The sequence below is a fragment of the Vibrio sp. Isolate22 genome, from assembly GCF_022398115.1.
Lineage (GTDB): Bacteria > Pseudomonadota > Gammaproteobacteria > Enterobacterales > Vibrionaceae > Vibrio.
Genome location: NZ_JAKEUW010000053.1, coordinates 13,519 through 39,904, shown reverse-complemented (window position 1 = coordinate 39,904; position 26,386 = coordinate 13,519). Strand labels below are relative to the sequence as shown.

General features: G+C 43.0%; 28 protein-coding genes. 5 read left to right on the top strand and 23 right to left on the bottom strand.

The window, feature by feature from the left end; translation table 11 throughout:
• The 10 genes from L1D55_RS21760 to L1D55_RS21715 all read right to left on the bottom strand — a co-directional run.
• Positions 1–125: transposase (locus tag L1D55_RS21760; protein WP_239917693.1), on the bottom strand; the 125-nt coding region annotated here is incomplete at its 3' end.
• A gap of 157 nt (positions 126–282) precedes the next feature.
• Positions 283–714 carry a GNAT family N-acetyltransferase gene (locus tag L1D55_RS21755; RefSeq protein WP_239918814.1) on the bottom strand — a complete coding sequence of 144 codons (432 nt, stop codon included), beginning with the start codon at positions 712–714 and terminating at the stop codon, positions 283–285.
• An 80-nt stretch (positions 715–794) separates the two neighbouring features.
• Positions 795–1,373: a DJ-1/PfpI family protein gene (locus L1D55_RS21750; RefSeq protein ID WP_239918813.1), complete on the bottom strand. Its 579-nt coding sequence runs from the start codon at positions 1,371–1,373 to the stop codon at positions 795–797.
• A gap of 75 nt (positions 1,374–1,448) precedes the next feature.
• Positions 1,449–1,661, bottom strand: a complete 213-nt coding sequence (locus L1D55_RS21745; RefSeq protein ID WP_239918812.1) for a hypothetical protein — start codon at positions 1,659–1,661, stop codon at positions 1,449–1,451.
• A gap of 90 nt (positions 1,662–1,751) precedes the next feature.
• Positions 1,752–2,192 carry a hypothetical protein gene (locus L1D55_RS21740; RefSeq protein WP_239918811.1) on the bottom strand — a complete coding sequence of 147 codons (441 nt, stop codon included), beginning with the start codon at positions 2,190–2,192 and terminating at the stop codon, positions 1,752–1,754.
• Positions 2,193–2,331: 139 nt separating this feature from the next.
• The gene (locus L1D55_RS21735; RefSeq protein WP_239918810.1) at positions 2,332–2,739 is read right to left on the bottom strand and encodes a GFA family protein; all 408 of its coding nucleotides are present in this window, start codon (positions 2,737–2,739) and stop codon (positions 2,332–2,334) included.
• A gap of 55 nt (positions 2,740–2,794) precedes the next feature.
• On the bottom strand, positions 2,795–3,295 hold the full coding sequence (locus L1D55_RS21730; protein ID WP_239918809.1) for an opioid growth factor receptor-related protein: 501 nt from the start codon (positions 3,293–3,295) through the stop codon (positions 2,795–2,797).
• 98 nt (positions 3,296–3,393) lie between these two features.
• The gene (locus L1D55_RS21725) at positions 3,394–4,230 is read right to left on the bottom strand and encodes a DUF3626 domain-containing protein (RefSeq protein WP_239918808.1); all 837 of its coding nucleotides are present in this window, start codon (positions 4,228–4,230) and stop codon (positions 3,394–3,396) included.
• A gap of 119 nt (positions 4,231–4,349) precedes the next feature.
• Positions 4,350–4,856 (bottom strand): AAA family ATPase, encoded by a 507-nt coding sequence (locus L1D55_RS21720; RefSeq protein ID WP_239918816.1) that lies wholly within the window; start codon positions 4,854–4,856, stop codon positions 4,350–4,352.
• A gap of 291 nt (positions 4,857–5,147) precedes the next feature.
• Positions 5,148–5,624: a DUF2059 domain-containing protein gene (locus tag L1D55_RS21715; protein ID WP_239918807.1), complete on the bottom strand. Its 477-nt coding sequence runs from the start codon at positions 5,622–5,624 to the stop codon at positions 5,148–5,150.
• 586 nt (positions 5,625–6,210) lie between these two features.
• On the opposite strand from L1D55_RS21715, the gene L1D55_RS21710 reads away from it, so the two are divergent.
• Positions 6,211–8,034 (top strand): M4 family metallopeptidase, encoded by a 1,824-nt coding sequence (locus tag L1D55_RS21710; RefSeq protein WP_239918806.1) that lies wholly within the window; start codon positions 6,211–6,213, stop codon positions 8,032–8,034.
• Between the two features lie 163 nt (positions 8,035–8,197).
• Here L1D55_RS21710 and L1D55_RS21705 read toward each other — a convergent pair whose 3' ends face one another.
• From L1D55_RS21705 to L1D55_RS21660, 10 genes are all read right to left on the bottom strand, one after another.
• Entirely contained in the window at positions 8,198–9,706 is a 1,509-nt protein-coding gene (locus L1D55_RS21705; protein ID WP_239918805.1) for a DUF3360 domain-containing protein, read from the bottom strand.
• Positions 9,707–10,373: 667 nt separating this feature from the next.
• Positions 10,374–10,772 (bottom strand): MaoC family dehydratase, encoded by a 399-nt coding sequence (locus tag L1D55_RS21700; RefSeq protein WP_128160269.1) that lies wholly within the window; start codon positions 10,770–10,772, stop codon positions 10,374–10,376.
• Entirely contained in the window at positions 10,772–12,529 is a 1,758-nt protein-coding gene (gene phaC, locus L1D55_RS21695) for a class I poly(R)-hydroxyalkanoic acid synthase (RefSeq protein ID WP_239918804.1), read from the bottom strand. Before phaC ends, L1D55_RS21700 begins: the two co-directional genes overlap by 1 nt.
• 79 nt (positions 12,530–12,608) lie before the next feature.
• Positions 12,609–12,959: a phasin family protein gene (locus tag L1D55_RS21690; protein ID WP_239918803.1), complete on the bottom strand. Its 351-nt coding sequence runs from the start codon at positions 12,957–12,959 to the stop codon at positions 12,609–12,611.
• 464 nt (positions 12,960–13,423) lie between these two features.
• Positions 13,424–14,140 carry a dihydromonapterin reductase gene (gene folM, locus L1D55_RS21685; RefSeq protein ID WP_239918802.1) on the bottom strand — a complete coding sequence of 239 codons (717 nt, stop codon included), beginning with the start codon at positions 14,138–14,140 and terminating at the stop codon, positions 13,424–13,426.
• Positions 14,137–14,775, bottom strand: a complete 639-nt coding sequence (gene folE, locus L1D55_RS21680; protein WP_239918801.1) for a GTP cyclohydrolase I FolE — start codon at positions 14,773–14,775, stop codon at positions 14,137–14,139. The genes folM and folE overlap by 4 nt, the downstream gene beginning before the upstream one ends.
• Positions 14,776–14,786: 11 nt before the next feature.
• Entirely contained in the window at positions 14,787–15,164 is a 378-nt protein-coding gene (gene folX / locus L1D55_RS21675; RefSeq protein WP_239918800.1) for a dihydroneopterin triphosphate 2'-epimerase, read from the bottom strand.
• A gap of 109 nt (positions 15,165–15,273) precedes the next feature.
• Positions 15,274–15,771: a 2-amino-4-hydroxy-6-hydroxymethyldihydropteridine diphosphokinase gene (folK, locus tag L1D55_RS21670; protein WP_239918799.1), complete on the bottom strand. Its 498-nt coding sequence runs from the start codon at positions 15,769–15,771 to the stop codon at positions 15,274–15,276.
• Positions 15,772–15,952: 181 nt separating this feature from the next.
• On the bottom strand, positions 15,953–16,198 hold the full coding sequence (locus tag L1D55_RS21665) for a hypothetical protein (RefSeq protein ID WP_239918798.1): 246 nt from the start codon (positions 16,196–16,198) through the stop codon (positions 15,953–15,955).
• 144 nt (positions 16,199–16,342) lie between these two features.
• On the bottom strand, positions 16,343–17,248 hold the full coding sequence (locus L1D55_RS21660; protein ID WP_239918797.1) for a LysR family transcriptional regulator: 906 nt from the start codon (positions 17,246–17,248) through the stop codon (positions 16,343–16,345).
• A gap of 312 nt (positions 17,249–17,560) precedes the next feature.
• Between L1D55_RS21660 and L1D55_RS21655 the strand changes: the two genes are divergently transcribed.
• The gene (locus tag L1D55_RS21655; protein WP_008223734.1) at positions 17,561–18,103 is read left to right on the top strand and encodes a DUF3332 family protein; all 543 of its coding nucleotides are present in this window, start codon (positions 17,561–17,563) and stop codon (positions 18,101–18,103) included.
• Positions 18,104–18,213: 110 nt separating this feature from the next.
• Here L1D55_RS21655 and L1D55_RS21650 read toward each other — a convergent pair whose 3' ends face one another.
• Positions 18,214–19,683, bottom strand: coding sequence for a transporter substrate-binding domain-containing protein (locus L1D55_RS21650; RefSeq protein ID WP_239918796.1), 1,470 nt, complete (start codon positions 19,681–19,683; stop codon positions 18,214–18,216).
• A gap of 454 nt (positions 19,684–20,137) precedes the next feature.
• Here L1D55_RS21650 and L1D55_RS21645 point away from each other — a divergent pair, with 454 nt between their 5' ends.
• Together L1D55_RS21645 and L1D55_RS21640 are read left to right on the top strand one after the other, a co-directional pair.
• The gene (locus L1D55_RS21645; protein ID WP_239918795.1) at positions 20,138–22,804 is read left to right on the top strand and encodes a family 20 glycosylhydrolase; all 2,667 of its coding nucleotides are present in this window, start codon (positions 20,138–20,140) and stop codon (positions 22,802–22,804) included.
• A gap of 311 nt (positions 22,805–23,115) precedes the next feature.
• Entirely contained in the window at positions 23,116–24,345 is a 1,230-nt protein-coding gene (locus L1D55_RS21640) for a DUF3103 domain-containing protein (RefSeq protein WP_239918794.1), read from the top strand.
• A gap of 157 nt (positions 24,346–24,502) precedes the next feature.
• Here L1D55_RS21640 and L1D55_RS21635 read toward each other — a convergent pair whose 3' ends face one another.
• Together L1D55_RS21635 and L1D55_RS21630 are read right to left on the bottom strand one after the other, a co-directional pair.
• Entirely contained in the window at positions 24,503–24,799 is a 297-nt protein-coding gene (locus L1D55_RS21635; protein ID WP_239918815.1) for a Dabb family protein, read from the bottom strand.
• Positions 24,800–25,001: 202 nt separating this feature from the next.
• Positions 25,002–25,241 carry a hypothetical protein gene (locus L1D55_RS21630; RefSeq protein ID WP_239918793.1) on the bottom strand — a complete coding sequence of 80 codons (240 nt, stop codon included), beginning with the start codon at positions 25,239–25,241 and terminating at the stop codon, positions 25,002–25,004.
• A 256-nt stretch (positions 25,242–25,497) separates the two neighbouring features.
• Between L1D55_RS21630 and L1D55_RS21625 the strand changes: the two genes are divergently transcribed.
• Positions 25,498–26,382: a LysR family transcriptional regulator gene (locus L1D55_RS21625; protein WP_239918792.1), complete on the top strand. Its 885-nt coding sequence runs from the start codon at positions 25,498–25,500 to the stop codon at positions 26,380–26,382.
• Positions 26,383–26,386: the final 4 nt, after the last annotated feature.

Genomic DNA, 26,386 nt, shown 5'->3' with positions numbered 1-26,386 from the left:
TTTATACATCGATAAACTTCTTTACCTACATTGTTTTTCAAAATCCTAAATCGATACTTTGGTGTCCACACTATGTGATATTGACATCTCCAAAATACGTGGGAAGCTTGATTATATCTGCTCATGTTATTTGTCCTCTTTGACTTCGCTAAAAATCAAGGGAGCATTTAACATGGGTAGAACTACAGGCAAAGCCAAACTGAATGATAACCACCTACTGAAGTAGGTGGTTTAGGGCTGAAAACAAAATTTAATCGGATACGGCTAACCATGGGACCGTCCTTATAGTGAATCCAAACGTAACTCCATTTCAACCAAGCCTTTAACATCTGAAAGTTTGGTGAAGCCTTTTGATTGATAAAGCTTAATAGCGGGGTTCTCACTGAACACGCGTAGCACTAACTGAGTCGATGCTTGATTGCTTGCATGTTCGATCACTAAATCTAAACACTTTGAGCCAAGACCTTTACCTTGGTGTTCAGCTAATATCTGAAAGTCTCTGAGAAACGTGGTGTTACTGGTATAGCTGAATCGAATAACTCCAATACGGTTGCCACCAACATAAACTTCATAGTTATCCATCTCATCCCAACTTCGTAAAAACTGACTATGACCCCAAGCGATGTCACGAGCCTGATAGTAACTCGCCATATTCGTTTTGGTGATGAGCTCAGCGAATTGAGGGTCTGAACCTTTGACCAGCTTTACTTTCATATTTTTCCCTTTGTTTTCAAACCACACCTGAATACTGCGTAGGAAAATGCCACATATCTTGAATCATTGTTGATGGTTAGCTATTTACATTCCTGCCAACTGTACTCCATTTGACGCGCAACTTTCTTGGCAAACTGTAGGCCGTTATGTACTGATACCAAATGTAAGCTCATATCTATACCTGACGAGATACCGCCAGATGTAGTGAATTTACCTGACGCCACCCACCGTTTATCACTGATCACATTTAAACTTGGGAATTGTTGCGCTAAGTTGGAGATGTCTTCCCAATGAGTGGTTACTGTTAACCCCTCAAGTAAACCTGCTTTAGCTAAAAGAAATGCACCAGTACAAACAGACACGACTTGTGAGGCCGATTCTGAAACAGAAGATATCCAATCGAGCACATTTGGCTTGTTCATTTCGTCAGTATGTACACCACCAACGACCATCAACAAATCTATTTTGGGGTGGTTATTTAACGAGTAGTCAGGCAATACCTTAAAACCACCCCGAGCTATAACCGGTTCTGCAGTTTCGGAGATTAAGAATACATTTAGATCTTCAGCACCTAAGCGCTTTGCTGTACTGAAGACTTCAAACGGGCCAGAGAAGTCGAGAACTTCTGCTTGATTATAAATATAAATTCCGATGTTCATTGCACCTCCATGTACAACTTCATTAATAATTAGAATTTACCATAAACATCTTGTTCGGCTAATTCATACAACCCATTAAGGGTTCTTAACTTTACCCATTTTAGTCAGGATGCCTTTGCCCTTCTCATAAACAAGAGATAAACCAAAGTAGACTGAAACCCACAAGACAAAATCAAGAGCGGCTAACTTGATATCAAGTGGATCTGAAAAGATGCTATAGGTGTGCCCAAACTTTGCTTCAATTGATTTAACTAAAATCACTGTAACGATAAAAATCACAATCCTCATGGGTTTTCCTATCTATATCTTTAAACTAAATCGTACACATGCGTGTGGAAATTGTTTAAGTTATTCCAAGTATATAAAGCGTTTACGGCCCTACATGTCATTGGCTTTTTCTATAAACCAAGTCCCTTGGCATGGGCCATTCGTTAAATGCCAACGGCCATCAAACCGCTTGCCGCTGCCTGTTGCTGAAAAGCGATAGTCCCATTGGCGATGTTTGGCATATAACCGTAATGCACCACTTTCTGAAACCCAACCCTCTAATGGTGTTCCATTGTAGGTGAGCCTTAGCGTGGCTTTACCCTCACTAATGGTTCCGGTGATGGTGGTACGTTCACACATATTATTGCCAGTGGTGTTAATACGCCGACCTAGCCACTCACCGTCGAAATCAGTCGATGGCACAAATTGTGGACTATCAGGAAGTTTAGGGAACGACTCGGAATTACTGGACCCGAACCATTGAAGTTCGCGGCCAACGAGGAAGAAGACAACAAAGCCAATTGATACAGCGATGACAAATCCCTTTTTCATAATCTAGTCGCCTTCTTATAAAAGTCAGAAGAACCCTAACATAATGAAAAATAATGAGTTAGATAAAATAATATCAACGTTGATGTATAACACAGATTGAAGTTTAATCTATGTTTAACCGGCTAACGGATTCTGCACCTTACGTTGAACGCCCTTCTGGAAAAACGCTTAACTCGGCCTGTAATTCACACCAATTCGCTTTGTAGTTTGTATAAATTTGCGCATCAATTGTGACAGGAATATCGACATCGAACGTTGATATCGCCAACTCAATATTTTCAAGAGGTTCGCCTTGAACTCTGAAACCAACGCTTGATCCACAGTTGGAGCAAAATGTTCGTGTTGTGCTGTTTGATGCGACAAACTCTTTGAGTCGATCTTTACCAGAAAGCCAATTCAAGCCTTGTACACCAACTAACGTCCCGAAAGCGGCACCGTGAAACTTTCGGCACATAGAACAATGGCAGTTAGCGGCTTTTTCGCTGAACCCGTCAACAGAAAAACGAACACTGCCACACAAACACGAACCCTTAAAAACTGCACTCATCCTGAGTCTCCTTCCCTTTCATACAGTGTGTTAACCCACTGGCTATTGCGGGCTTCTAACCATTTAACGCATTCCGCCAATATTGCACTGTTTTATCAGACACAGAACCTGTTTCATTCGCTGCTGCGATCAAGAAGTCACATAAGTTGGTCGCAATCTCTTCATTGCCTAATAAATATAAACTGCGAATAGCCCGTGTCAGTCGAAGCTGATTATGGTCGTGATTCTTCAACCATACATGGTTGGTTGGGCTAAGTGGCAACAATGACGATATCTCACTTTCGTCTCGTTGCATGCCCCAAAACTCAAGCATCAGGTCAAGCACTTGTAGATGAGCTGTACGAAGTTCTTCTGAGTTTGCAAAAAGCGCTCTATCTTCTTGAGTAACCAAGGGTGCATGTTGATTAAACTTAGTCCCTTCATCGATTGGGAAAAACACTTGAATATATTTATGGTCATGCTCCAACCAAAAGTGATTATACGCTAACAACTGTTCAATATTACGACCAAATTTATCTGGCACTTCACCAGAGATAAAGCGAGCAATCTCACTCATTTTAAAATCCTACCGATTATATTTTGCATGCGGGTTTCCGCTAAATGCGGGGAGTTGCGGTTTAAATCTCAGAAGAGCCCACAGATGCTATTAGATATTTATTCTGATTGATAACCAAAACGAGCCAAGTAATGCCAGACCTTCTTTATGTCTTGTTGGTCATAACCTTGCTCTGTCGCGGCTAACCCCAGTATTTTCGCATTGATCTTGCCGTTTACCGCTAACTTTTTTGCGAGCTCTATAAACGACTGACCACGATAATCTGGGTAGCTGCTCATCTCTTCTATGCTTAACTCGTAGCCATTGTGCCACTTTATCGGAACGCCCAATTTGACCGCGCGTTCTTCAATAATCGTTGAATGGTAAACAGGGTCTAATACAAGACATTCAATATCGTCCTTCAGAGAGATAACCCCATGAACATGCGCCTCAATATAATCATCAAGAAAATCGACATTCGATGACAATGCCTTATCAATGAGCGCTTTTACACGGCTAGAAACTGCGAAGTCTTCCGGCTCAAAGAAGCTGTCGGGATAGCAGAACGTGGTTCGTTCCAAGATCTCCGCTTTCAGTTGGAAGTAGCAGGATCCAAAACGAGGTGACGCACCTGTTTCGTAATTTCGGTAGTTCAATGCACCATACTTCGGCCTAAGCGTATTCGGAGCATCATCATACGCACCGTCAAACACTCGCTTTTCCCATAACCAACGGTCACCACCTAGGTAAGCCGTCATACCACCATTACTGGTACCTGTTTCAAATTGAGACTTCAAACAACCATCTTTAGCCATCGCTTCGAGCAAAGGTTTATTGTCAGACGTGGAACGATCGGGGTGGAAGTTGATCGTCACCGCGCAACTCGTTAAACAATCCGTGCCTTGTGATTTCAATCGGATATTTTCGATTGCTTGCTCTACTGCGTTGTCAGCCATGAAGTCTCCTGTTTTCGAGAAAGATTAGCGCGCCACCAGTCAAAAAAGAGTGACGCTGATGAAAGGATTAATTGAACCACCGGCATTGCGATTTTCCACGGCCAGAAAATAGGTTGACCTTAATTCTCCAACTTTGCAAAAAGCTCAGTAAAAGATGCATCGACACTTTTACCTGATGTATCAATTGTGATGACATCAGTCTCCCACGCTTCATAGTGACGATTTTTAACTTGCTGCCAATCGGGTAACGCTAAGTTTTCGACTTCAGCAGAACGAGTCTCCACCCGATTCATATGTTCAACTGTGTCAGAACAAGTTACTTCAATATTAACAAATTTCGCTCCCACACTTGTCGCGACCTGCTGCCATTCAAGCCTTGTCAACTCAATCGGATTGCAAGAGTCAGAGATACAGTCGATTCCAAGCTTTAGGTTATCTTTGATAAGACGGTAACTTAAACGATATCCTTCCCCTTCAACCTTAAAGTTGCAAAGATCTCTGAGCCCTTGTTCAACTGTGTCGATACGGACGTACATAGCTCCGATTTTAGCCGCTAACAATTGGGAGAGTGTGGACTTACCAGAAGCTGGCAGCCCAGAAAAAATATAAAGAGTAGGTTGCTTCAATTGACCACCACTTGTATGTAAAGCTTTATTCATGAGTAAGCTACGCTACCATAGAATGCAATGTTACGTTCAACACTTACAACAGTTTAACAAAATAACATTAGACGTATTGCTCAGTGATTTAACGAAGGAAGAAGCAAATGAGCTGATCTGCCTCGGTGGTCAGACAAACACTTAATGTAAAAAGAAACATCTTTATAGATGTGTTCCTAATAGACATATTCAACCACTGGTTAGGTGGTTGAATATGTCCGTTCGTAAAGTAGTAATTAACGCCTTGAGCACTTTTAATTAGTGAGCACCGTGCTCTTCCATAAAAGGAGTCAGCTTTTCAATTAGCAAATGTTGCTTATTTTGAGCTTCTTCCATGCCAATTTGCGCTCCAAGCTTTGCAAGTTCAGGCGACTGTTGAATAAGTTTCTTTCCAACAGGTGTACCATAAAAGTCAATTATCTGTTTCATCTCTGTCATCGTGAAATGATTTGAATACAGCTTTGCCATTTCAATGCGCATTTTTACTCTGTCCATATCATTCTCAAACCAATCTCTGTAAATCCCTTTAAGCTCTTCTGTCTCTTGAGCATTCAGCTTGAGTTTATTAGCTAACTGGTTAACGATTGGCAACATAGCCTCAAAGCCGCCTAACATTTGCTTATCCACTTCAATGACGGTCAACAGCTTTTGCGCGGTTTCAAATTCGACGGTTTCATTTGCTTGAGCAACTGAAAAAATTAAAATTGATAAAAATAGACTAAAGACCTTAAACATATGGTTCCCTTTATTTTTTAAAACTTAATTCTGTATATTTATTATTAGTTATTTGAGTAAATGAGACATTATCCATTATATCCGGCGAACAAATTACTTTAATTAACATTTATAACAAGGGGTTACGCAAAAATAGCTTAATTTTGCAATTCAAGTCAAAGATTACCCTACCAACGCAAGGCTTAATTACAAATAAGTCATTAAATTTTTGCGATACATATTTTAATTACTATATCTACAATAGTTATAGCTACAGGCCTTGTTGTTAATATTGCAAATAAGAAAACCTGTTCAACAAGTTGAAAAACACTTTAGCATGATTGAAACAAGTCAAAATTTAATAACATCTTTCACTTCATATAATTACAACAACAATAGAAACAACCCCCATAAAAACAATTTGATCAATAAGAGCTTTTGTAAACTTTGAATTACATACTCTAAAATTTAATCTCTAATAAAAACTTGTCATAAGTCGATACGCTCTTCCAATCTTGATTCGCAACACATGGCATTTATGTGTTGCATATAGACTTCCTATTTAGCCGTTGGGAAGAAGGAGTTTATATAAAATCAGGAACAAGAAATGAACCAACAACGTCAACTAAGCTGGAAAATAGCAGCTATCCTAGGTACTTCTTTCGGTTTCAATGCGCACGCTGCTGAAATGGTCACCATCGAGAACGATAGCCTACTCCAACAAAGCCTAATCGCTCAGTCGAAGAGTGTTGCTCCACTAGAGTTAGGTTTTTCTGAGGTAAAACGGGTAGTACTGCCTAATGGAAAAACAAAAGTACGCTATCAACAAACCCACTTCGGTTTACCTGTCTTTAATACATCCGTTGTCGCTACGCTATCTAAAAGCCTACCTTCTCAAATATTTGGTTCGATGGCACAAGGGATCAGCGATGATCTCTCAAGCATCGCGCCTAAATTAAATAAAGAACAAGCCATCGAAGCCGCATTGTCCTCCCACCGTTCGTTTACCGTGGGCAAAAAGTCGATTGAAAACAAAAATGCTAAGTTGGTTGTGAGACTCGATGAGAATCAAACTGCTCAAATGGCGTATTTGGTCGACTTCTTTGTCGCTTCCAATTACCCAGAACGTCCTTTCTTCTTTATTGATGCCATGACGGGGGAAGTCCTTCAAAAATGGAATGGATTAAATCACGCTAAAGCCGTGGGAACCGGACCTGGTGGTAACAGCAAAACCAATCGATATGAATATGGCACTGACTTTCCGGGGTTCTCTATTGATAAAACCGGAACCACATGTACGTTAGAAAACGACGCTGTGAAAACGGTCGACTTAAATAACAGAACGTCTGGTAGTTCAGCCTACAGTTACAACTGTAGCGACGACGCCAACTACACAGATCATAAATACGTGAATGGCGCCTACTCTCCCCTTAACGATGCGCATTATTTCGGAAACGTCGTCTTTGATATGTACAAAGAGTGGATGAACACATCACCTCTATCGTTCCAACTCACTATGCGTGTTCACTACAGTACCGACTATGAGAATGCCTTCTGGAATGGCTCATCCATGACTTTTGGTGACGGCAAAAATACCTTCTACCCATTAGTCGACATCAACGTCAGTGCGCATGAGGTAAGCCACGGTTTCACCGAACAAAACTCAGGACTGGTCTACAGAAACATGTCAGGTGGTATAAACGAGGCCTTCTCCGATATCGCAGGCGAAGCGGCTGAATACTATCTGCGTGGAAATGTGGATTGGATTGTCGGTAGTGATATCTTCAAATCAGAAGGTGGATTGCGTTACTTTGATCAGCCTTCAAAAGATGGACGTTCAATCGATCACGCCTCTGATTACTACGATGGTTTAAACGTTCACTTGTCGAGCGGTGTTTATAACCGAGCATTTTACCTTTTAGCCAACAAATCAGGCTGGGATGTACGCAAAGGTTTCGAAATATTCACCGTCGCCAACCAACTGTATTGGACTGCAAACAGTACCTTTGATGCCGGTGCATGTGGCGTAGCTAAAGCAGCTACAGATATGGGTTATACAGTTGCCGACGTGGAAGATGCGTTTAATAGTGTTGGCGTCAACGCAAGCTGCGGCCCTACCATTCCGGGTGACAATGTACTCACCAAAGGGACGCCTATCGCCAACTTAAGTGGCAACAAATATTCTGAAAGCTTCTACACATTCTCCGTAGATTCTGCATCAAGCGTAACGGTGGCAATATCTGGCGGAACTGGCGATGCAGATCTGTATGTCAAAGCAGGCAGTAAACCAAGCACTTCAAGTTATGATTGCCGCCCTTATCGTACCGGTAATAACGAGCAATGCAGTGTGAGCGCTCAGCCAGGCGTTACCTATCACGTGTTACTTCGCGGGTACACAAATTACTCTGGAGTGACTTTGCGCCTAGATTAAGCCTATGCACCTCGATTGCTGATACATAGTTAATTGCTTATAGGCGACTAATACAAAAAACCTCCGATTACGCTATACGTGAACGGAGGTTTCATTGTTTAAGGGCTATGTAATATTACTAGATAAGCGAGAAACACAATAAATCAGCTCCCTCGCTTAGAGCTTAACGAAAGCTTGGGATAATGGCCGGTATGCCGGGTAGAAGGCCAACCAACGCCATCACACTTGTTAGTACAATGAACATAATGCCAGGCAATACCCAACGGCTCATTTTACTCAACTCGCCGCTACGCTCTTTACATCCAACTAAGCCTAAGTTGTCTAACAGCATGGTTAGAGACCAACCAAATGCTGGGTTAACAAGTGCTGAAGAAAAGACAACAATTGCCGCCGACTGAGTGGTCTTCCCTTCACGCGTCATCTCCATTCCAGCTTCGAGCAATGGTACAAATACCCCAACAATAAGTGCAACACAAAGCACGGGTTGCCAGATAGCTAAATCCATTGGGTAGCCCCAAACAGCGGCTATGATACAGAACAGAGCCGTCAGCAGAGCACCAGCTGGAATCGGACGCTTAGCAATCGCAGCCGGTACGATGTAAGTCCCCCATGAAGAAGTAAAGTTAGTACCACCTAGCAAAGAGCCGAACGTCTGACGAATTGAAGCTGTGGTCATGGTGTCATCAATGTTCATGTGCACTTTTTCAGTACGCTCTGGGTAGCTGATTTTTTGGAATACTTGATGCCCTAGGAAATCTGGAGACCACATCGCTACCGCTAGAATCGCGAATGGCAGTACTACCATGAAGTGTTCGATCGTAGGTAGGCCTAGCATCCAACCTGTATCTTCTCCCCACCAATACATAGGGTTCATGTTAGGCAAGCCTGGCTCAGTGTGGAAAGCAAATGGCGCACCCATAGCAAATGCAATCGTACCACCCAGTAAGCAGCTAAGAGGCACAGCTAACCAACGCTTACGGAAGTGCTCCAATAGTGCATACAAGATAATGGTGCAGAAGATCACGACGAAAGCGATGTGGCTCATGCCGATTCCTTCCGCCCAAGCGAACAGCTTCTTCACTTGAGAAGCGGTTCCGACAAAACCAAGGTAAAGCAACAGTCCCCCACACACGCCTTTACTAGTGAGGTTAGCCAACATACTGCCGCCTTTACTGATAGCTAACAGCAAGCCAAACGCACCAATCAGCAAGCCAAAGGCCATTGGGTGGCCTCCAGCAGCAACCACAATAGGGATTAATGGAATAAGTGGGCCATGGGTACCTGCGAGGTTAGCTGTTGGCAGTAGAAAGCCAGAGAAAAGAATGATGAAAACAGAGGCGATGAGGAGCTCATAACGCACGTTTTCTAGAATGAAGTCTTCATTTAGCCCAAGAGCACCAGCAAAAGTTGCGGCAATAGCACCAACCATAACAACCTTACCAATGGTCGCAGCCATCGCTGGGATGGTGTCTTCTATCTCAAATCGATAATCTTTAAACGGCAAATTCGGACGCCATCGCTTCGGCGACATGATTTGTAATTCGTGCTCTAGATACTGTTCACGTGAGTCAAACTCAGAGCTTGGTTTATGTTGTTGTTCGTAAGAGAGCTCATCCTCATGGGTTTGAGGTTCCTCTCTTGGTATATTTACGGACTCTAAAGTACTGCTCATTTTGATTCCTTTCTTTCACACTCTAAGGTGCGTTGTTCCAACAAACGTTATTTAGTCACGGTACGATGTTTGATGCAGCGTCATTTATATATCCCCCATAACCAACTCGGCATATCCAAATTATTGACAGGTCAAAATCATTATTAAAACTGAAGAGCACCCGTTTATAAGTGAACATCTAAAAGCCAAATGTAGGGGCATTTATTTATATAAAGGACTGTTCAATAAACATAAGATACCGTTACCTCACTAAAAAATAGTCTTTATAATTCAGTGATTAATACTCTATACCAAGCACATACGAACAAACAGACGTTGGTCGTTAGACATTAGTCGTAGCGTACGTAGGCTCGCTGAACAGCTATAGGTAAGGAAGTTCGACCTATTTATAAACAAACTACGTCAATAAAGACTAAATAACGTTCAAAAATAGGCTGAGTGGTTATCTAAAGGGATGACAAAATAACTAGACTAATGGATAAGCTAATACAATCGGTTAGATAAACCCGAAGGGAATTTATATTCTGGACAATGGCGTTTTAGCACCAAACACTAAAACGCCCATAAGGATTGAATTATTTATTGAAGAAACCTAATAGCACATCCGCTGCCCGCGTTATTGCCATTGGTTTGTAGAAAATGTTGGCTGTCGTTTATGGCTTTGTGGTTAAACAGAGTACATCACTGTCGCTTCACCATCGACGGCGACTTCACCATTCGCGTTCAATACTTGAGTAGATATAACAGCGATAGGTTTGTCTTCACGCACGCTGATCACTTCCACCTTGGCTGTGACAGTTTCGCCAACAAAAATAGGACGAAGAAACTTCAAGGATTGCCCCAAGTAAATGCTGCCTGCGCCCGGCACTTTAGAAGCCAACAAGCCAGAGATAAGGCTCGATGCCAACATACCATGCACGATTGGACGCTCAAATTGCGTGGTTTTAGCGAAATCTTCATCTAAATGGATTGGGTTGTAGTCTTCCGAGACGCTGGCAAAGGCTACTACTGTTTGCTTATCTAACGTCTTTTCTATGGTGGCAGTCTGGCCGATTTCTGGCTTCATTATGCGGACTCCTTTTCCATTTCATTTTCTTGAGCGATGACATCTTGAATACGCTGCTTCACGTATTCACCTGGCGCATCCAGTTCCCCTTCTAGCTCACGAGCTTCAATCATTTCGGAGAAATTGCGCTCATCAACCCAATTTTGCCAATGCGACCACCACGAACCATGGTGCTTGTCGGCGCTAGCAAGCCACTGAGACGGTGCTTGGTCGTTATCATCATTGGTCCAAAAACCATATTTATTGGAATCGGCATGGTTCATCGGCCCTGCAATATGGCCGCTCTCGGTAAGTACAAATTTATTGTCTCCACCTAGCAGTTTTGTGCCTTCAAAGTTGCCGTCCCATAGCGCGATATGATCATCAATAGCAGAGAGGAAATAAGCCGGCGACTTTACTTTACCTAAATCAATCGCCACACCATCGATCACCAATTCGCCTTTGGCGAGTCGATTCTCAAGATAGCACTGACGTAGCAGCTGATTATGGGTCGCAGCAGTCACGTTGGTGTTGTCACAGTTCCAATAAAGGAGGTCGAATGCCATTGGGCTCTCTCCTTTTAAATAATTAGAAATGTAGTAATTCCAATACAGGCTGTTTTCACGAAGTAAGCTGAATGACACGGCCATTTGGCGGCCATCCATATAACCACGTTGGTTGTTTTGCGCTTCAATGCTGCTAATGATCGGATCATTGATGAAGACCCCTAACTCACCTGGCTTTTGGAAGTCGAGGATTGTAGTCAGCAGAGTGACCGATTTAATTCTCTGTTTACGGCGTTTGCCAGAAAGGTAAGCCATGGCTGCGACTAAGGTGGTACCACCGATGCAGTAACCAATACCGTTAACTTCTCGCTCGCCTGTGACACTTTCAATGGCATCAAGTGCAGGTAGCACGCCTTGAGTCACGTAGTTGCCAAAATCGACGTCTCGCATTTGAGCATTAGGGTTCACCCAAGAGATCATAAATACTGTGTGGCCTTGGCTGACCAACCACTTCACATAGGAGGTCTCTGGATTGACATCCATAATGTAATATTTGTTGACGAACGGCGGTACGATCAGCGTCGGACGTTTATAGATTTGTTCTGTGGTCGGCTTATATTGAATCAGCTCAAACATGTCATTTTGAAAGACGATTTTTCCAGGCGTTGAGGCAATATTCTCCCCCAGTTTGAACTGGTTTTTATCCGTCATTCGAATATTGAGCATGTCGGCACTTTGTTCTAAGTCCTGACGGAACTGCTTCATCCCCTGGATCAGGTTTTCACCCTTGCTCTCCATAGTCAGCTTGAGTATCTCTGGGTTGGTCGAAACGAAGTTGCTTGGCGACATCGCATTCAAATATTGCCGAGTGAAAAATGAAAGTCGAGCTTTGGTTTCATCGTCCAGTCCATCTGCGTTCTCAACTGATTGTTGAATGTTGTTACAAGCAAGTTTGTAGCTCTCTTTGATGTAACGATACAGTGGCGTGTCATTCCATGAAGGATCACGAAAACGACGATCCGTCTCTTTAGCTTGCTCTTGAGTGCCGAGGATACAATCGTTAAGTAGGTTAACTTGCTGCGCCCACCAATTCATCTGTTGCTCAACCATATTGGTTGGGTTCTGAGTCATTGAGCCCACCCACTTCGTAAAATCTTCCGATTGGGTTTTCATCAATGTCGATTGTGTTGGCTGCCCTAGATTGTCCATCCAGGCTTGTCCGTATTGGGACATGAGGTTCATCATACCTTCAAAGGGCGATTTATTTTCCATTCTGACATCCTTGTTAGAAGTGATGCTGAGAGATGGCGTGCTAGACGTTACGCTCCGCCATCAACCGACAAGCAATAAACTAAGCACTTTTCGCGGTCTTTACCGCAGAGGCAGTAAGCTCGTCAGCGGCAGATTTAAAATCTTGACCAAGTTGAGTCAGCTTTTGGCTATCTTCCATGAGTTGTTGTGAGATCTTACTCGCCACTTCCATCTGTTTTGAACCATAAGCTGGAATATCTTGTGGCTGCTTTAACGAAGCTAAGCTCTGCAAAGACTCATTACCTAGCGCACTGTAAGCCTCAAGGCTATCAAGCTGAATCTTGGTCAGTGTCTCTATATTCTTAGTCACTAGCTGATTGAAATTGTAGAACGGGTTAGTTACAGACTCTAGCTGCGATGTGAAAGCCTTAAATGTTTCCTGAGTAGACATAATTTCATTCCTTGTACTGAGCAGATCGAAGAAGTAAATGTGCGCTTCCTATGCAAATTTGATTTAAATTTGTTGCGCAACAGTTAACATATTGATCAAGATCAAAGTGAAAGTCATCCCGTTAAATGCCCGATAAATCGCTCCATAAATCCATTAATTTAAACATTTGTTTGAATTTTCGGTTCGGATGCTCATCACCCTAAATAGGTAAGTGGGTTCAAAGCGAACTCAATATGAACTGCGTTTAATACAACCCGCTCGATTCAGGAGATGAATTGACAGAAATGTGACACTAGTCACTTTGTTGAGTAAGGTTGAATGAGGTTGTTCAGGATAGAACAACCCAAATAGGCTGCTAAACATGAACACTCAAGCTAGAAATTTGTAACCAGAGCGGGAGAGTTCATATTCAGAATAAAACGGGCTTTTCACCCAAGGAAGAGCTCAATGTTATCGACACAAATTCACCTTAGATGCCTGCCGCCATCAAGGTGCAATATTCTTCCTGTCATGTAACGACTGGCAAGTAAATACTTGATGCCATCGATCACCTCTTCAAAACCCGCTTCTGCCGGAATCAAAGCTTTTTGCAGAGCTTTAGCCTTATACGCCTCGTCATCATGATCATTAAATTTGATCATAGCTGGAGAGACAGTATTTACCTTCACTTTGGGAGCCATCATCGCCGAGAACGAAAGCGTTAAGTTATTAAGCGCAGCTTTGCTTGCCGCGTAAGCGATATGCTTTTTACTGCCTTTTTCGGCAACATAGTCACTGATGTGGATGATATCTGAGGTTTGCTCACCAGACATCAGCAGGTCTTTGAGTGACAAGTTGATGAGGTATGGTACGCCGACGTGGACTGCCATCATCTGGTTCATAATTTCTGAAGCGTTCTCGCTCGGGTCTTTCTTATTCTCTGGGTTCCAATCAGAGGCATTATGAACAATGGCTCGGAGTGCTCTGTACTCTTGCCCTACATAATGCAGAAAGTCCTCTACGTTGCTTTGCTGGTAAAAGTCGACGTACTGTAGATCAGCCCCCTTATCACGCAGCTGTTGCAACTGAGGATATTCGCTGCGAAAGGTACCAATCACTTGGTACCCATCAGCTAAGAGTTGCTGAGCGAGTGCGAACCCTAATCGCTTCCCTACTCCAGTTATCAGAATCGTCTCACTCATCGTAAAAACTCTGCTCTAGTTTGAGGGTTAGTTTTGAAAATGCCACCGAGCGCCGTTGTCGTCGTTTCAGAGTTAGCATCCATAACGCCTCGAGACTTCACGCAGTAATGCGTCGCTTTGATAGTCACTGCGACATTTTCTGTTTCAACGAGAGTCTGTATGGCAATCAGAATCTGTTGAGTTAAGCGTTCTTGAACTTGAGGGCGTTGTGCGAAAAATCGGACAATTCTGTTTATTTTTGAGAGGCCAAGTATCTTAGATTCCGGAATGTAGGCCACTTGTGCCAAACCGTCGATAGTAATGAAGTGATGCTCACATGTGGAGGTTAAGTCGATGTCCGACACCTTAACCATCTCATCAACCGACATCTTGTTCTCTATCACGCTGATTTTTGGAAAGTTGTTGTAATCCAGTCCCGAGAATATCTCATGTACGTACATCTTTGCGATGCGGTGCGGCGTTTCTGCAAGGCTGTCGTCCGTCAGATCCAAACCCAACGTGCTTACCACTTCCGTGAGTAGGCCCTTAATACGATTGTATTTCTGGTCGCTGTTCATTTCACTTGCGGTCATCGGGGTTTCAAGCCCTCTCGCCAGTAGAGCTGCTCTAACTTGTTCTGCTTCTGTACTCAACATTGGCTCGCTCCTTAGAAGTTATTATCTTGGTCTGCTTCATAGCTCAACGTGAGCGAAACGGAGTCGGCAAAACGCAGCGCGTGGGGTTTATCAATTCTCACTTGAGCGTACCGAACCCATGAATGATCAATGCAGATTCCAAGTACATCGCTGGTTAACTTTTCTAGAAGCAGAAATCTTCCAGTTTCGACATGATGGATGATCTTCTTACAGATATTTTTGTAATTGAGGGCATTGTCGACGTCATCAGAGAGGCACAGGTTATTAGCTGGATAATGAATCTCCGCGTTTATAACAATATCTTGCTGCTTGGTTTTCTCTTCTTCATTGAAGCCGATGAAGGTTCGTAGTCTGAGGTTTGTGATGGTAATAATGGCATTGTGGTTCATAACAGTTTCCATTCCGTCGAAAGTGATATCAGGTACGTGCTTGTTTTAAGAAAAGATCAAATAAAGCTCTGATAATAAGAGTCTGCGGTTTTTGACAGCTCTGAAGGCATTACGTGAGACTGAGCTCGAAAGGGATTGGGTCGGTTTTCTGACTCGACTGGTCAAAGCTACTCCAAAGCTGTTGGAACGAGGTATTTAGAATGGGGTGACGAGCAGACGCGGCAAGGTCGACTAACGGACGAAGCACGAAAGCGAACTCGGTGATTTCACCTCTGGGTAACTCTACCCCGTCGATAATGCCCACTTGATCGCCGTAAAGAAGGATATCGATATCCATGGTTCGTGATGCATACTCTTTAGACTCGCGTTGGCGACCGTTATCGGATTCGATTTGATGAAGAGTTTTAGATAATTCTGCGATAGGAAGGTCGCATTCAAACCCCACAACGAGATTGAGGAAGTTGTCTCCTTCAAAACCGACTGGCTCACAATCGTAAAACTTAGAAATTTGCAGTGGAGCGAAGCGATGGTTCAACGCTTTGAGAGATTCTGTGATGTGATGTTCGCGATTAATGTTGCTTCCGATGCTGACATAGACGATGGCCATAGTATTTCTTCCTTTTTTAAGCAGCCTATACGTCCTACTCGCTATGAAGATCAGCTATATGTCCTTTTAATGTCAGGTAGATACTTAAAAGGTTTTGTCGAAAGTTTACCTACATGCTTAACCGCAATAGCATCGCCGCCCTTTGAAAGTGGCGACACGCCAAGCAACAACTGTTAACCACTTAGTTGCTAGATTGATGCCCAGTCTTCTTGGCTAGCTTTTGCATCGCCTCGGCGAACGTTGTTGTTCCACCTTTCGCCTTAACTTGCACAACCTTGTAACCCATGTTTTCTAGCGCTTGGCGCTCTGCCAATACTGCTTGGTCGTCTTGCTGGCTACCTTGAGCTGGCTGATGAATGTAACACCCTTCTAGTTGACCATCTTCGACCAATTGGTGGTGTTTCAGTGCTTGGATATCAAAATTCATAAGTCAGTCTTTTCATTTAAATTGGAAGTCTATGTGGCAAGAGCCACCAGCATTATTCATGCTGTCATTTGTACCATAAGGTACTTTATACATGAAGAACGAATCGAATGACCAAAACGCTTACTCATACAACTAGGCGTTGTCTTATATTTCTGAGCTCAAGGTTAAAACTTCGCTGGTAAACAACTCTCTTAGCCATTGATTGACGATGTCATCATTACGATTGCTGTGCCAATAAACACTGAGTGAAGGCTTGATGTATTCAAAAGGAAGCTCTAGAAGCTTAATTTTATCTTTATCAAAATAGGCGTTCGCGACACCTTTGGGGAAAGTGGCTATCCAATCACTGTTGTAGATGGTGTCTGAAAAGTCTGCGATGGAATTAAGCTTTCTTGCCACTTTACGATCTGCAAAGATCGGACTATGAAATTCAGTTAACTGATTCACTCGATAGTTATCATGTGTGAGCATGACATGCTTTGCTGAAAGATACTGTTCAAGAGTCACTTGCTCGTTTATCTGAGAGTGATTTTGGCTGCAGACCATACACAGCTCGTCGCCCCAAATTTCCTGGCTCAACAAGGTTGGATGCGCGTTGGTTAAGTCGACCACAAGATCGATCTTCTTTTCTCGAATGTCAGTCGCCATATCCTCTTTGATATTCACGACTTCGATAACGCACTCTGGAGCTTCTTCCTGAATCCTGTCTAATATTTGAGGCAAGATCACACTGCTTGAGATACTCATCGCCGCAATTCTAAATGTGTAACTGCACTCTTTCGGTTCAAAATCATGCGTTTCAGGTAATGAGTGAGAGACAAGCTTGTTCGCTTGCTTAAAGACAGGATACAAGTCATTAGCGACTGGCGTCGGCTCAAGCGTGTACGACTTTCTTACGAATAGCAGATCACGATATTCATCTCGAAGCTGCTTTAAATGAGCGCTGAGGCTAGGCTGAGATATATTGAGCCTTTCTGCTGCGTACGTTAAGTTTCCTTCTTCATATATCGCAATAAAGTAATAGATGAGGTTTAGGTTAAATCGTTTCATTCGGGCTCTTCAGGCAGTCATTTAAATGAATAAACGTAGAAAGTAATTTCGTTTAACTGACTCGTTATTATCACAACCTAATTCCATACTTCAGTTAGCGTTATGACAGAGCTTTGTTAAAACCTTCTAACGAATATGGCTTAGCCCACCACCAATATGAACGGTAAATTATGCAAATAACGGCGCTAGTTCTTTGGTTTATATAAAGATATAGGTTTTTCTGATATCTAGTATAGGCGACGCTTTATACTAGAAGATTGATGACTTTGACATAATTATCGGCTCCTTAATATACGTCTATAGAAATAAAGAATGATGAACCGATTTGTAAAACCGATAATTATATCAGCGAGCCTTGTCACCTTATTTGGTTGTGTAGGTAGTAATGCCGTAACGGGTAAATTGATGGAATTCAACGTAAAAGCCGTTGATAACCGTTATGCTCGTGGTGGCTTAAACATGCTTCTTGCCCCTGCCTACGGTATCACGGTTGCTGCCGATTACATTGTGTTTAACTCACTAGAATTCTGGACAGGCAAAAACCCAATCAATAAAAAGCCGCACATTTTTGATACTAAAGTTGATACTTACATCGACATTAACGACCAATTAGATGAAAGCTTAACCGACGCGCCTATCGACCCATTGGCTAAACACGTCATTGATCACAGTGAGATGAAAGTTATCAATCAAGATGAAGTTGCTATCGAACTCACTTACAACGACGGCACACGTGCAACACTAACTGGTCACCGTTTTGGCGATGAAGTCCACTACTCTCTTGATAACCAAGTTATCGCAAAAACCAGTTTAGAAGAGATGCAGATGTACATGGCTTCTGCGGAGCAATCATAAGCTCATATTGAGTGATTAAAAATAACTAGCAATTGTCAGTGCTTATAACACGAAAAGAGGTAGCAGAACGCTACCCCTTTTTTTGACTCATTATATTAATCAGGCACTTGTTAATAAGCAAAGTAGTCAGACAGTCGCTTGATATTCAATTGCCTTGTCATATTACCTAACTGCTCTTCTCGCGTGTCTTGAAATTCATCTAGGCGCTGATAAATCGTAAAATAACGACTTATATTAGCGACATACTTTACTGGTTCTTGGCTTATGTTCTCTCTTGCGACAACCTCAACGTGATTAAACCATTTATTCGGGTTATACCCTTGCTGCGCCGCTAATTTTCGCATTCTTCGTATTTTAGCTGGTCCAGCATTATAGGCAGCTAAGCTAAAGTAAATCTTATCGATGTCAGCTATTTCAGGCTTATCAAAGTACCTATCATGAATAAAGCGTAAATACTTGCTTCCAGCATGGATGTTACTTTCCAAATCGTGCACATTATCAATATCCACATACCAATCCCGCGCCGTTTTAGGCATCACTTGCATAATACCCACGGCACCACGGTGCGACACTTTCGAGTGGTCGAGCCCTGATTCTTGAAAAGCCATTGCTAGAAGAATGAACCAGTCGATATCGTACTTCTCACCATACGAGACAAACAAAGCTTCTAGTTTATCTCGTTGTCGGTTTTGCTGTGGGTTAGAGGCGCTACTCATCCATGAAACGCTGTCTAAATAGCGATTATCAATCACGTTCCCGAGTAACGTGCCCTGTTTCGATTCTTGCAAATACTGGTCTATTTGGGCTTTCAGTTGAGGACTATTCTTACGAATGGCCCACGCGATATCTGCATCTTCTCTAAAGGTAATGTCCTCATGGATCTTAATGCCCTTCTCTAAACTGTCCCACAATTCCAACTTATGGCTATCAACAATGGTTGCTGTGATCTTCTCACTCTTAATCAGCTCGAGGAGTTCAAGGTCTTGGAGGTTCGCGTTGAGTAAGTGAATATAGATGGGTTCCATGCCCTTTTTCTCAAACTGTTGATTCAATTTTTGAACGCTACTGATGTAGCTAGAATCCTGCTTAAGCCACACTTCTTTACCCTGTAGTTGTGTGACATTGCTGATTGAAGGCTTAGATAGGCTTGTGACTAACACCTCATCGATATCGCGGCGAATGGGCATGCTGAAATCCACCAGCCTTTGACGCTCTTCGGTTACTGTAAGGTTCGCGATAGCAATATCGCCCCGCCCTTGATTTAACGCTTCAAGTAATTCGCTTCGCTCTACCGGAATCACCTTAACGCGCAGCAGTGGATCACTCAGTTTAAGTGCCTGATCAAAGTAATAGATTTGCTCGGCCAAAATCCCTTTCGGCTTACCGTTTTCAATGTGATAGAAACCGATGTCACCAGAGACTAAAACACGTACTACGCCTTTCTCTTTCAAAGCCGAGAAATCACCAACATAGGATTCAAGGGCGTTATCTGGCACTTCTAAACCGAAAGCGGACTTAGAAAGAATATATATAAAGATCAATGCCTTTGATAAGCGTGAAGCGCCTTTAAAGTTCGTCATATGCAGTATTCCTATAGCGCCATTTCTAATGCGATAAAGCCAAAAACCTCAGTAATACTTGTGCAATGTAGGAAGTGTTTAACGCGAAGCAATTTAACGAGAGGAAGTCGCCATAACGTTGTTCAGTGAGGAGTGGATTGATCTTAAAAATAACGTAGTGCGCCGATCAGATCATTTCATCGCGCTAGTGATTAAGGGAGTCGAATTATACCGAAAACTCTCTCTTCCGAAATACGGCCGAGACTATAGTAGATATAGCGTAATCCTATATCGCTTTTTGGCGCCAATAGAGGTGATTCTAACGTTCCTCAAGCAGCCCTTTCCGCTTCTATTGCAACTTGAGTAAACAACGAGTTATCGATTCAACCTATATCTTATATAGGCTACGGCACATTAACCCCGCCGTTTCTCGCTTGCATAATACCGCCGAAATTTTCTTCCCATTGGAATCACCATGTTAAAAAAATCACTGTTGGCTATCTGCTGTTTCACTGCCCTCTATGGGTGCGGAGCTCCTTCTCACAACCCCACACAAACGCAAGTGGATAAGCTCGCCAACAATTTGGATATGTCATTCGAGATCGTCACTAACTATGGCAAAGAAAACGGCATCGCTTGTGCTGAACTCCAGGCCGATTACGCCTCTTGTAACTTGGTCAATATCGTCCTTACCAATGAAGGCTCACAAGTGGACCTTAAAGATTGGTCGATCTATTTCCACAGTATTCGTCCCGTGCTTGAAAACCGCAACAAAGAGTTCAAAGTCACCCACATCACTGGTGACCTTCATAAAATAGAACCTAGCGACAACTTCACTGGTTTCCAAAAGCACAAAACCCACACAATCCCGATCATATCCGAAGCGTGGCAAGTCTCTTACACCGACTTTATGCCTCGTGCTTTCGTTTTTGCTCAAGGCGCAGAAGCCAAAAACATCGCTTCAACTGATACAGAAGATCTCACTATGTTCGTTAAGGGTTTAGACCAGTCACAAGTTCGTTTCTCGATTGAAGATAATAACCCTCGAGCGACAGCGGAAACTCGCTTTGAACACAACCAAGACATTATATTCAGAGAATCAACTGGCGAGATTTTACCGACACCGAAACACGTAGAGTACACAGGGAGTTACTTGCCGATTATTCAAGGCCTTAATTTGGATGCCCTGCCAGTATCGGATGACACCAAGCGTGCTATCACTAATCAAGCAGACATGATGGGCATTACTAACTTAGAAAGCGGCATCGACATCAATGTTCAATTTCAAGACACCGACTTTGTTTCCGATAAAGAGAGCTATCAGTTAGAGATCACCTCAGACAGCATCAATATTATTGCTAACGATGAGATTGGCGTGTTCTACGCGATGCAGTCACTGCTTAATGTCTATGACCCATTTTCACGCTACACCATCCCAACCATGAAGGTAATCGATGCCCCTAGGTTTGAGTACCGTGGTTTCATGGTTGACGTTGGCCGTAATTTCCATTCGAAAGAGACAATATTCAAGACCATTGAGCAGATGGCTGCCTTCAAAATGAATAGGTTGCACCTTCACATGAGTGAGGATGAAGGTTGGAGACTTGAAATACCTGGGCTTCCAGAACTTACCGAGGTTGGCAGCCAGCGTTGCTTTGACGAAAGCGAACAGCAATGCTTAATGCCACAGCTTGGTTCTGGGGCACATAGCGACAACTTTGGTTCAGGCTACTTCAGCCGCCAAGATTACATCGACATCTTGAAGTATGCCAAAGCGCACAAGATTGAAGTCATTCCAGAGTTTGATATGCCCGCACATGCTCGAGCGGCAGTCATGTCAATGGAGGCTAGATACCACAAATATATAGCGCTTGGGGACATTGAAAAAGCGGAGCAATATCGCCTACTCGATCCTGAAGATCAGTCGAACGTCACAACGGTACAATTTTACAATCGCCAAAGCTTTCTCAACCCATGCCTTGAGTCTTCAAAGCAGTTTGTAAGCAAGGTCATCACTGAAGTAAAACTCATGCACGAAGAAGCCGAAATGCCACTCACTCAATGGCATTTTGGTGGCGATGAAGCAAAGAACATTAAACTGGGCCACGGATTCCAAGACGCCAACGACACTCCCGAGGCTGGCAAAGGACAGATTGACCTTTCTAAAGAGCACAAGCCCTATGAAAAGTCTCCTCAATGCATCGCCAAAATAGAATCTGGTGAAATTGAAAGCCAAGATAAGCTCCTGAGCTACTTCGCCACCGAAGTTTCTAAGTTATTACAAGAGCAAGATGTAACGACATTCCAAGCGTGGCAAGACGGCCTAAAGTATGTCGAGAATTCAGAAGCGCTTGCGACAGATAAGGCACGAGTCAATTTGTGGGATACGATTTTCTGGGGAGCAAGCGACACTTCTATCCAACTGATTAACGATGGCTATCAACTAGTGCTGTCTAACCCTGACCATATCTACCTTGATATGCCTTATGAAGTTGATGAGCATGAACGCGGTTATTACTGGGCAACTCGAGCGTCAGATACTCGAAAGATGTTTTCCTACATTCCAGAAAACTTGCCACAAAACGCTGAATTAGCAAAAGACCGAAATGGTGACTCTTACACAGCAAAAGGAAGCCTAACACCAAATGACACCGCTTATGGGATATCAGCAGCACTCTGGTCTGAAACAGTCAGAACAGATCAGCAATATGAATACATGGCCTTCCCTCGCCTAATGGCTGTGGCCGAGCGAGCGTGGCATAAAGCAGCGTGGGAATTGGAGTACCAGCCAGGTGTTGAATATTCGGATTCTACGGAACACACAGACTTAAACGTCTTGAGCGATGATTGGAGTCGATTTGCCAATATCTTAGGTCAACGTGAGTTAGCAAAGGTCGAGATGAGAGACATTAACTATCGCTTGCCAGTACCCGGAGCAAAGATCTCACAGGGCAAACTGCACATGAACTCTCAATTCCCGGGTCTTAACTTAGAGTATTCAACCGACGACGGAAAGTCGTGGCACCTTTACCTAAACGCAAGCAAGCCTTTAGTAGACTCTAACGTTTTGATTCGTAGTTCATCTAACCTAGAGTACAGAACAAGTAGAGTGACTGAAGTGCTATATCAGCCAACAAAATAGTCGAACGCTACTTTCCAGTTGAACCACAAAGCCTACTCTAAAACGAGTAGGCTTTCTTTTTATTGACTCAAACGCCGCCAAGCAACGTAACAGTTAATAATATTGTTATTTATATATTGAGTGGTTTATAAGCTATAAAATATCAAGTTGGCATTATATAAATTTCAATCAAATAAATTAAATTGAGACCTTGTGCTGCAGACTGACACAAAAAAACATGACTAGGTTTTGCACACATTCATGTGATTGATAGGTTAATCCTTGTAGGGCAAAAGCTCTATTAATGATAGAAATTAAAATAAGGATTATTTATGAGACCATCTTTTTCGATCAGTATGGTGCTTGCAACAACAGTGGTTGGCTTCCAGTCTTATGCAAACAATATCGATACAACACACTCTGTTTCAGATCCACTTTCAATCGCAAATAATGCAGCTGCGCAAAAGCAATCATTGGCGCTGCAAATAAGTGCTCGCTATGCCGATCTTGAGTCTTCTTTGAAAACCCAAATCACCGAAGAAACTCTATCGACACCTTTAGACAAACTGAACTCGGCTCATTCCTACTCCGCCTTTTCAAATAAAATGCACAAAGCCGATTCTAGTTACCGAAAACTTAAAGGTATCGATGAGTTTAGTGATTCAGTGTTAGAAATTAGGATGGCTGATGAAGCCATGGTTGAAGCTTGGAAAAATGGTGAAAGCCCGCTGTTTGCTTACGAACCATCGGGGGATGATTCGAATTGGCAATACGTTGAAGCTTACGATGTGTATGGTCAAGTTCATGAGTTAGATGTGTACCAAATGCCCGATGTTCCGGTGTTTGTGATTGATAGCAACGGTGCAGAAGAGCTCAAGGCTGGGTTAATGACCATGCAAGCTGAAATGCAAAAACAAGGTACAGACACGGTACTTAACTCAGACAGCAGCGACAGCACTAGCAGCCAGAAAAAAGAACCTCAAAAGCTGACACTATTTAGCGGTGCTGCACGCTCTTTGGCTGAATCGGAACCTGAGGAATTGAACACGACGCAATTAACCAAGATTCGTTTAGCGATTGATAGAGAACCATGGATTTCAGGTAAAGCAGAGATTTACGCTATCGTCACTGGCGTAGATTCAAGTCGTGTCGCGCCTCAAATTGATCTGATTGAGATGCCCTACTTAGACTACGACAAACAGACGTACTACCCAAGCCAAAGTATCATATTCTGGCCACGTTACCGCTGGGGTGCTGCAGATATGATCTTGATGGAACATGACGACGGGACCAACTATAAAGACCTAGCTAAACTCCTGGTGCAAGCCGCGGAAGAAATCCTGAAAATGATTCCAGATCCAGAAGTACAGGGTTATGCCATCATCCCTCAGATCACCAGTAAGATTATTGATGTTATTCCTGAAGGTGTACTTGTGAACGATGATGACTTCGTGGATGTGTACTACACCTTAATGCAAAACACACCTTATGTTGACCGTCCTGGAGCCGGTGGTAATGCTGTAGCTTCTTTCACTCCGGTCACTATATTACCGACAGAGTAACCCGTAACTTTCGCGACATGTAATTTTGACTAAAAATAAAGCGCACAGACCAATACCTGCGCGCTTTCTATATCACTCACTTTGAGAGTTTGAAATTCAGCCGAGGCGACTATTAGACTCTTGATTGCTATTGCTATTGCTATTGCTATTGCTATTGCTATAGAGAGTAATCAAATACGATGATGTCATCCAATAGTGGGCGAAATACCTCTTTCAGTGCATCGTGCTCTGGATGCGGTAGATAATTTTGTCGCCCTGCTTCATCAGTAAACGTCATCAAGACAGAATGACTATAACCTTGGTTCTTGTTCTCTGGACTATCATTTAGCCCCCACTCTACTGAAGTTACACCTTCAACCTTACTTGGCATAGCCTCAAACAGCGCCTTTAGCTTTTCAATCTCTGAAAGCTCCGCATGTTCTTTGAATTTTATCAGTAAAATATGACGTATCATCTGCTCTTCCTTTCCACGCTTAACTAACGCAACTTCAACCTTTAACAGTGACCAAAATGCCACACGTCACACACCATGCCAAGGCTTGTTAGTTACTAGTCTGCCATTAGAAGGTTCCCATAACGAAAAATGCTGCACCCTAAGGCGCAGCATTTTTCATTACAATGGTAGAACATTTAAAGTGGTAAGCACACTTTAAACGTTAGTCACGACGACCTGTAAGCTTTATCGCTTGGTTTTGATCTACGTTCTTTTGGAATTGGATTCCGCCATTAGAAGCTTCATTTCTTCCTTCAAGTACTAAGTCTGACTCTACACGCTCTGCCTTCACTTGATTGCCTTCGCTTCTTGTCATATCGATAGTGCCGGTATGTGTACCGTTAGCAGCAAAAGCAGTGTTCATTGAAAGCGCCATTAAGCCAAGTGCAAGTAACTTATTCATACATCACCTCGTTGTATTTCTAATTATCTGTTCGTCTAATATCTGTGTTGCTTTGTTGAGGTAACTTTAGCGACAGAGTGATAACGACACGAGGAAAAGCAAGATTTACCAAATGGAAAATCAAGGGATTAGCGATCTTCTGACGTTGTCCTGTCTTAGAAGTTGTGCATTGCCACTATGATATTAGAGTCACATGATTTCTGGCGGCTTAGCGCACAGAGATTGCTGCCTATAAAAGGAATGATTTGGAGAGCCTGTGGACATCAACCTCGATATTCAAAATATCCTCGTCATCAAGCGGATGTATGAGCTTCGTAATGTTGGACTGGTAGCAGAGTCGCTAGGAAAAACTTCTGGAGCGATCAGTAAGAACCTTTCAAAGTTAAAAATCCAACTTAACGACCCACTGTTTATTCAAACCAAACACGGCTTCGAACCCACGACCTTTGTTGAAAATAACATCAGCAACTTTGAACAGATATTGAGTAGCATCGAGGCCATCAAACACCAAGACTTCTCTCCGGATTCTTACAATGGTGACATCAAGATCTACGCGAACACCCTATTTTGGGAACGTTTCGGTTCGAAACTCTACTTTGCTCTGAGTAAAGCAGCGCCGCACGCGAACTATTCGTTCGTGAGATGGGGAAGCAACGCTAGGAATCAATTGATTGACGGCGAAGAGGCGATAGCGGTGCATTACTTTGATGAAACCTTACCGCAGTCGATTTCTCAAATGGAGTTCGGAAAAGGAAAAGTGGTGTTCTTTGTAAGAGAGGACCACCCCGCAAATGACTTTATGTCACTCGCTAACTATCCAATCATTCTTTTCAAAACACCAGGATGGAATGACAACAAGTACCCTATTCTTGAGCGCCTCAGGAACATAGGTTTCGACGTCAACCCAAAGGTCGAAGTCGACCACCCAGCAATGATCCACGATGTAGTCACCAAGTCCGATGCTTTTGGTATCACACTCAGTGGCAGCGTACCAGACGGCTGCCGCAGCATGGACCTTCCTGAAAAATTGACGATAGATGTGAGCTATGTGATGAGCTGCCGCCGCTCTCAAAAAGATGCACCGTTGAATCAGTGGTTATTTCAACTACTGAAAGCAACCCTGAAAGATAAGCAAGCTTAGGCCA

Bases quoted from the DNA above. Each gene is read 5' to 3' on its own strand.
- L1D55_RS21755 (WP_239918814.1), bottom strand. From the start codon at position 714: ATGAAAGTAAAGCTGGTCAAAGGTTCAGACCCTCAATTCGCTGAGCTC.
- L1D55_RS21750 (WP_239918813.1), bottom strand. From the start codon at position 1,373: ATGAACATCGGAATTTATATTTATAATCAAGCAGAAGTTCTCGACTTC.
- L1D55_RS21745 (WP_239918812.1), bottom strand. From the start codon at position 1,661: ATGAGGATTGTGATTTTTATCGTTACAGTGATTTTAGTTAAATCAATT.
- L1D55_RS21740 (WP_239918811.1), bottom strand. From the start codon at position 2,192: ATGAAAAAGGGATTTGTCATCGCTGTATCAATTGGCTTTGTTGTCTTC.
- L1D55_RS21735 (WP_239918810.1), bottom strand. From the start codon at position 2,739: ATGAGTGCAGTTTTTAAGGGTTCGTGTTTGTGTGGCAGTGTTCGTTTT.
- L1D55_RS21730 (WP_239918809.1), bottom strand. From the start codon at position 3,295: ATGAGTGAGATTGCTCGCTTTATCTCTGGTGAAGTGCCAGATAAATTT.
- L1D55_RS21725 (WP_239918808.1), bottom strand. From the start codon at position 4,230: ATGGCTGACAACGCAGTAGAGCAAGCAATCGAAAATATCCGATTGAAA.
- L1D55_RS21715 (WP_239918807.1), bottom strand. From the start codon at position 5,624: ATGTTTAAGGTCTTTAGTCTATTTTTATCAATTTTAATTTTTTCAGTT.
- L1D55_RS21710 (WP_239918806.1), top strand. From the start codon at position 6,211: ATGAACCAACAACGTCAACTAAGCTGGAAAATAGCAGCTATCCTAGGT.
- L1D55_RS21705 (WP_239918805.1), bottom strand. From the start codon at position 9,706: ATGAGCAGTACTTTAGAGTCCGTAAATATACCAAGAGAGGAACCTCAA.
- L1D55_RS21700 (WP_128160269.1), bottom strand. From the start codon at position 10,772: ATGAAGCCAGAAATCGGCCAGACTGCCACCATAGAAAAGACGTTAGAT.
- phaC (WP_239918804.1), bottom strand. From the start codon at position 12,529: ATGGAAAATAAATCGCCCTTTGAAGGTATGATGAACCTCATGTCCCAA.
- L1D55_RS21690 (WP_239918803.1), bottom strand. From the start codon at position 12,959: ATGTCTACTCAGGAAACATTTAAGGCTTTCACATCGCAGCTAGAGTCT.
- folM (WP_239918802.1), bottom strand. From the start codon at position 14,140: ATGAGTGAGACGATTCTGATAACTGGAGTAGGGAAGCGATTAGGGTTC.
- folE (WP_239918801.1), bottom strand. From the start codon at position 14,775: ATGTTGAGTACAGAAGCAGAACAAGTTAGAGCAGCTCTACTGGCGAGA.
- folX (WP_239918800.1), bottom strand. From the start codon at position 15,164: ATGAACCACAATGCCATTATTACCATCACAAACCTCAGACTACGAACC.
- folK (WP_239918799.1), bottom strand. From the start codon at position 15,771: ATGGCCATCGTCTATGTCAGCATCGGAAGCAACATTAATCGCGAACAT.
- L1D55_RS21665 (WP_239918798.1), bottom strand. From the start codon at position 16,198: ATGAATTTTGATATCCAAGCACTGAAACACCACCAATTGGTCGAAGAT.
- L1D55_RS21660 (WP_239918797.1), bottom strand. From the start codon at position 17,248: ATGAAACGATTTAACCTAAACCTCATCTATTACTTTATTGCGATATAT.
- L1D55_RS21655 (WP_008223734.1), top strand. From the start codon at position 17,561: ATGATGAACCGATTTGTAAAACCGATAATTATATCAGCGAGCCTTGTC.
- L1D55_RS21650 (WP_239918796.1), bottom strand. From the start codon at position 19,683: ATGACGAACTTTAAAGGCGCTTCACGCTTATCAAAGGCATTGATCTTT.
- L1D55_RS21645 (WP_239918795.1), top strand. From the start codon at position 20,138: ATGTTAAAAAAATCACTGTTGGCTATCTGCTGTTTCACTGCCCTCTAT.
- L1D55_RS21640 (WP_239918794.1), top strand. From the start codon at position 23,116: ATGAGACCATCTTTTTCGATCAGTATGGTGCTTGCAACAACAGTGGTT.
- L1D55_RS21635 (WP_239918815.1), bottom strand. From the start codon at position 24,799: ATGATACGTCATATTTTACTGATAAAATTCAAAGAACATGCGGAGCTT.
- L1D55_RS21630 (WP_239918793.1), bottom strand. From the start codon at position 25,241: ATGAATAAGTTACTTGCACTTGGCTTAATGGCGCTTTCAATGAACACT.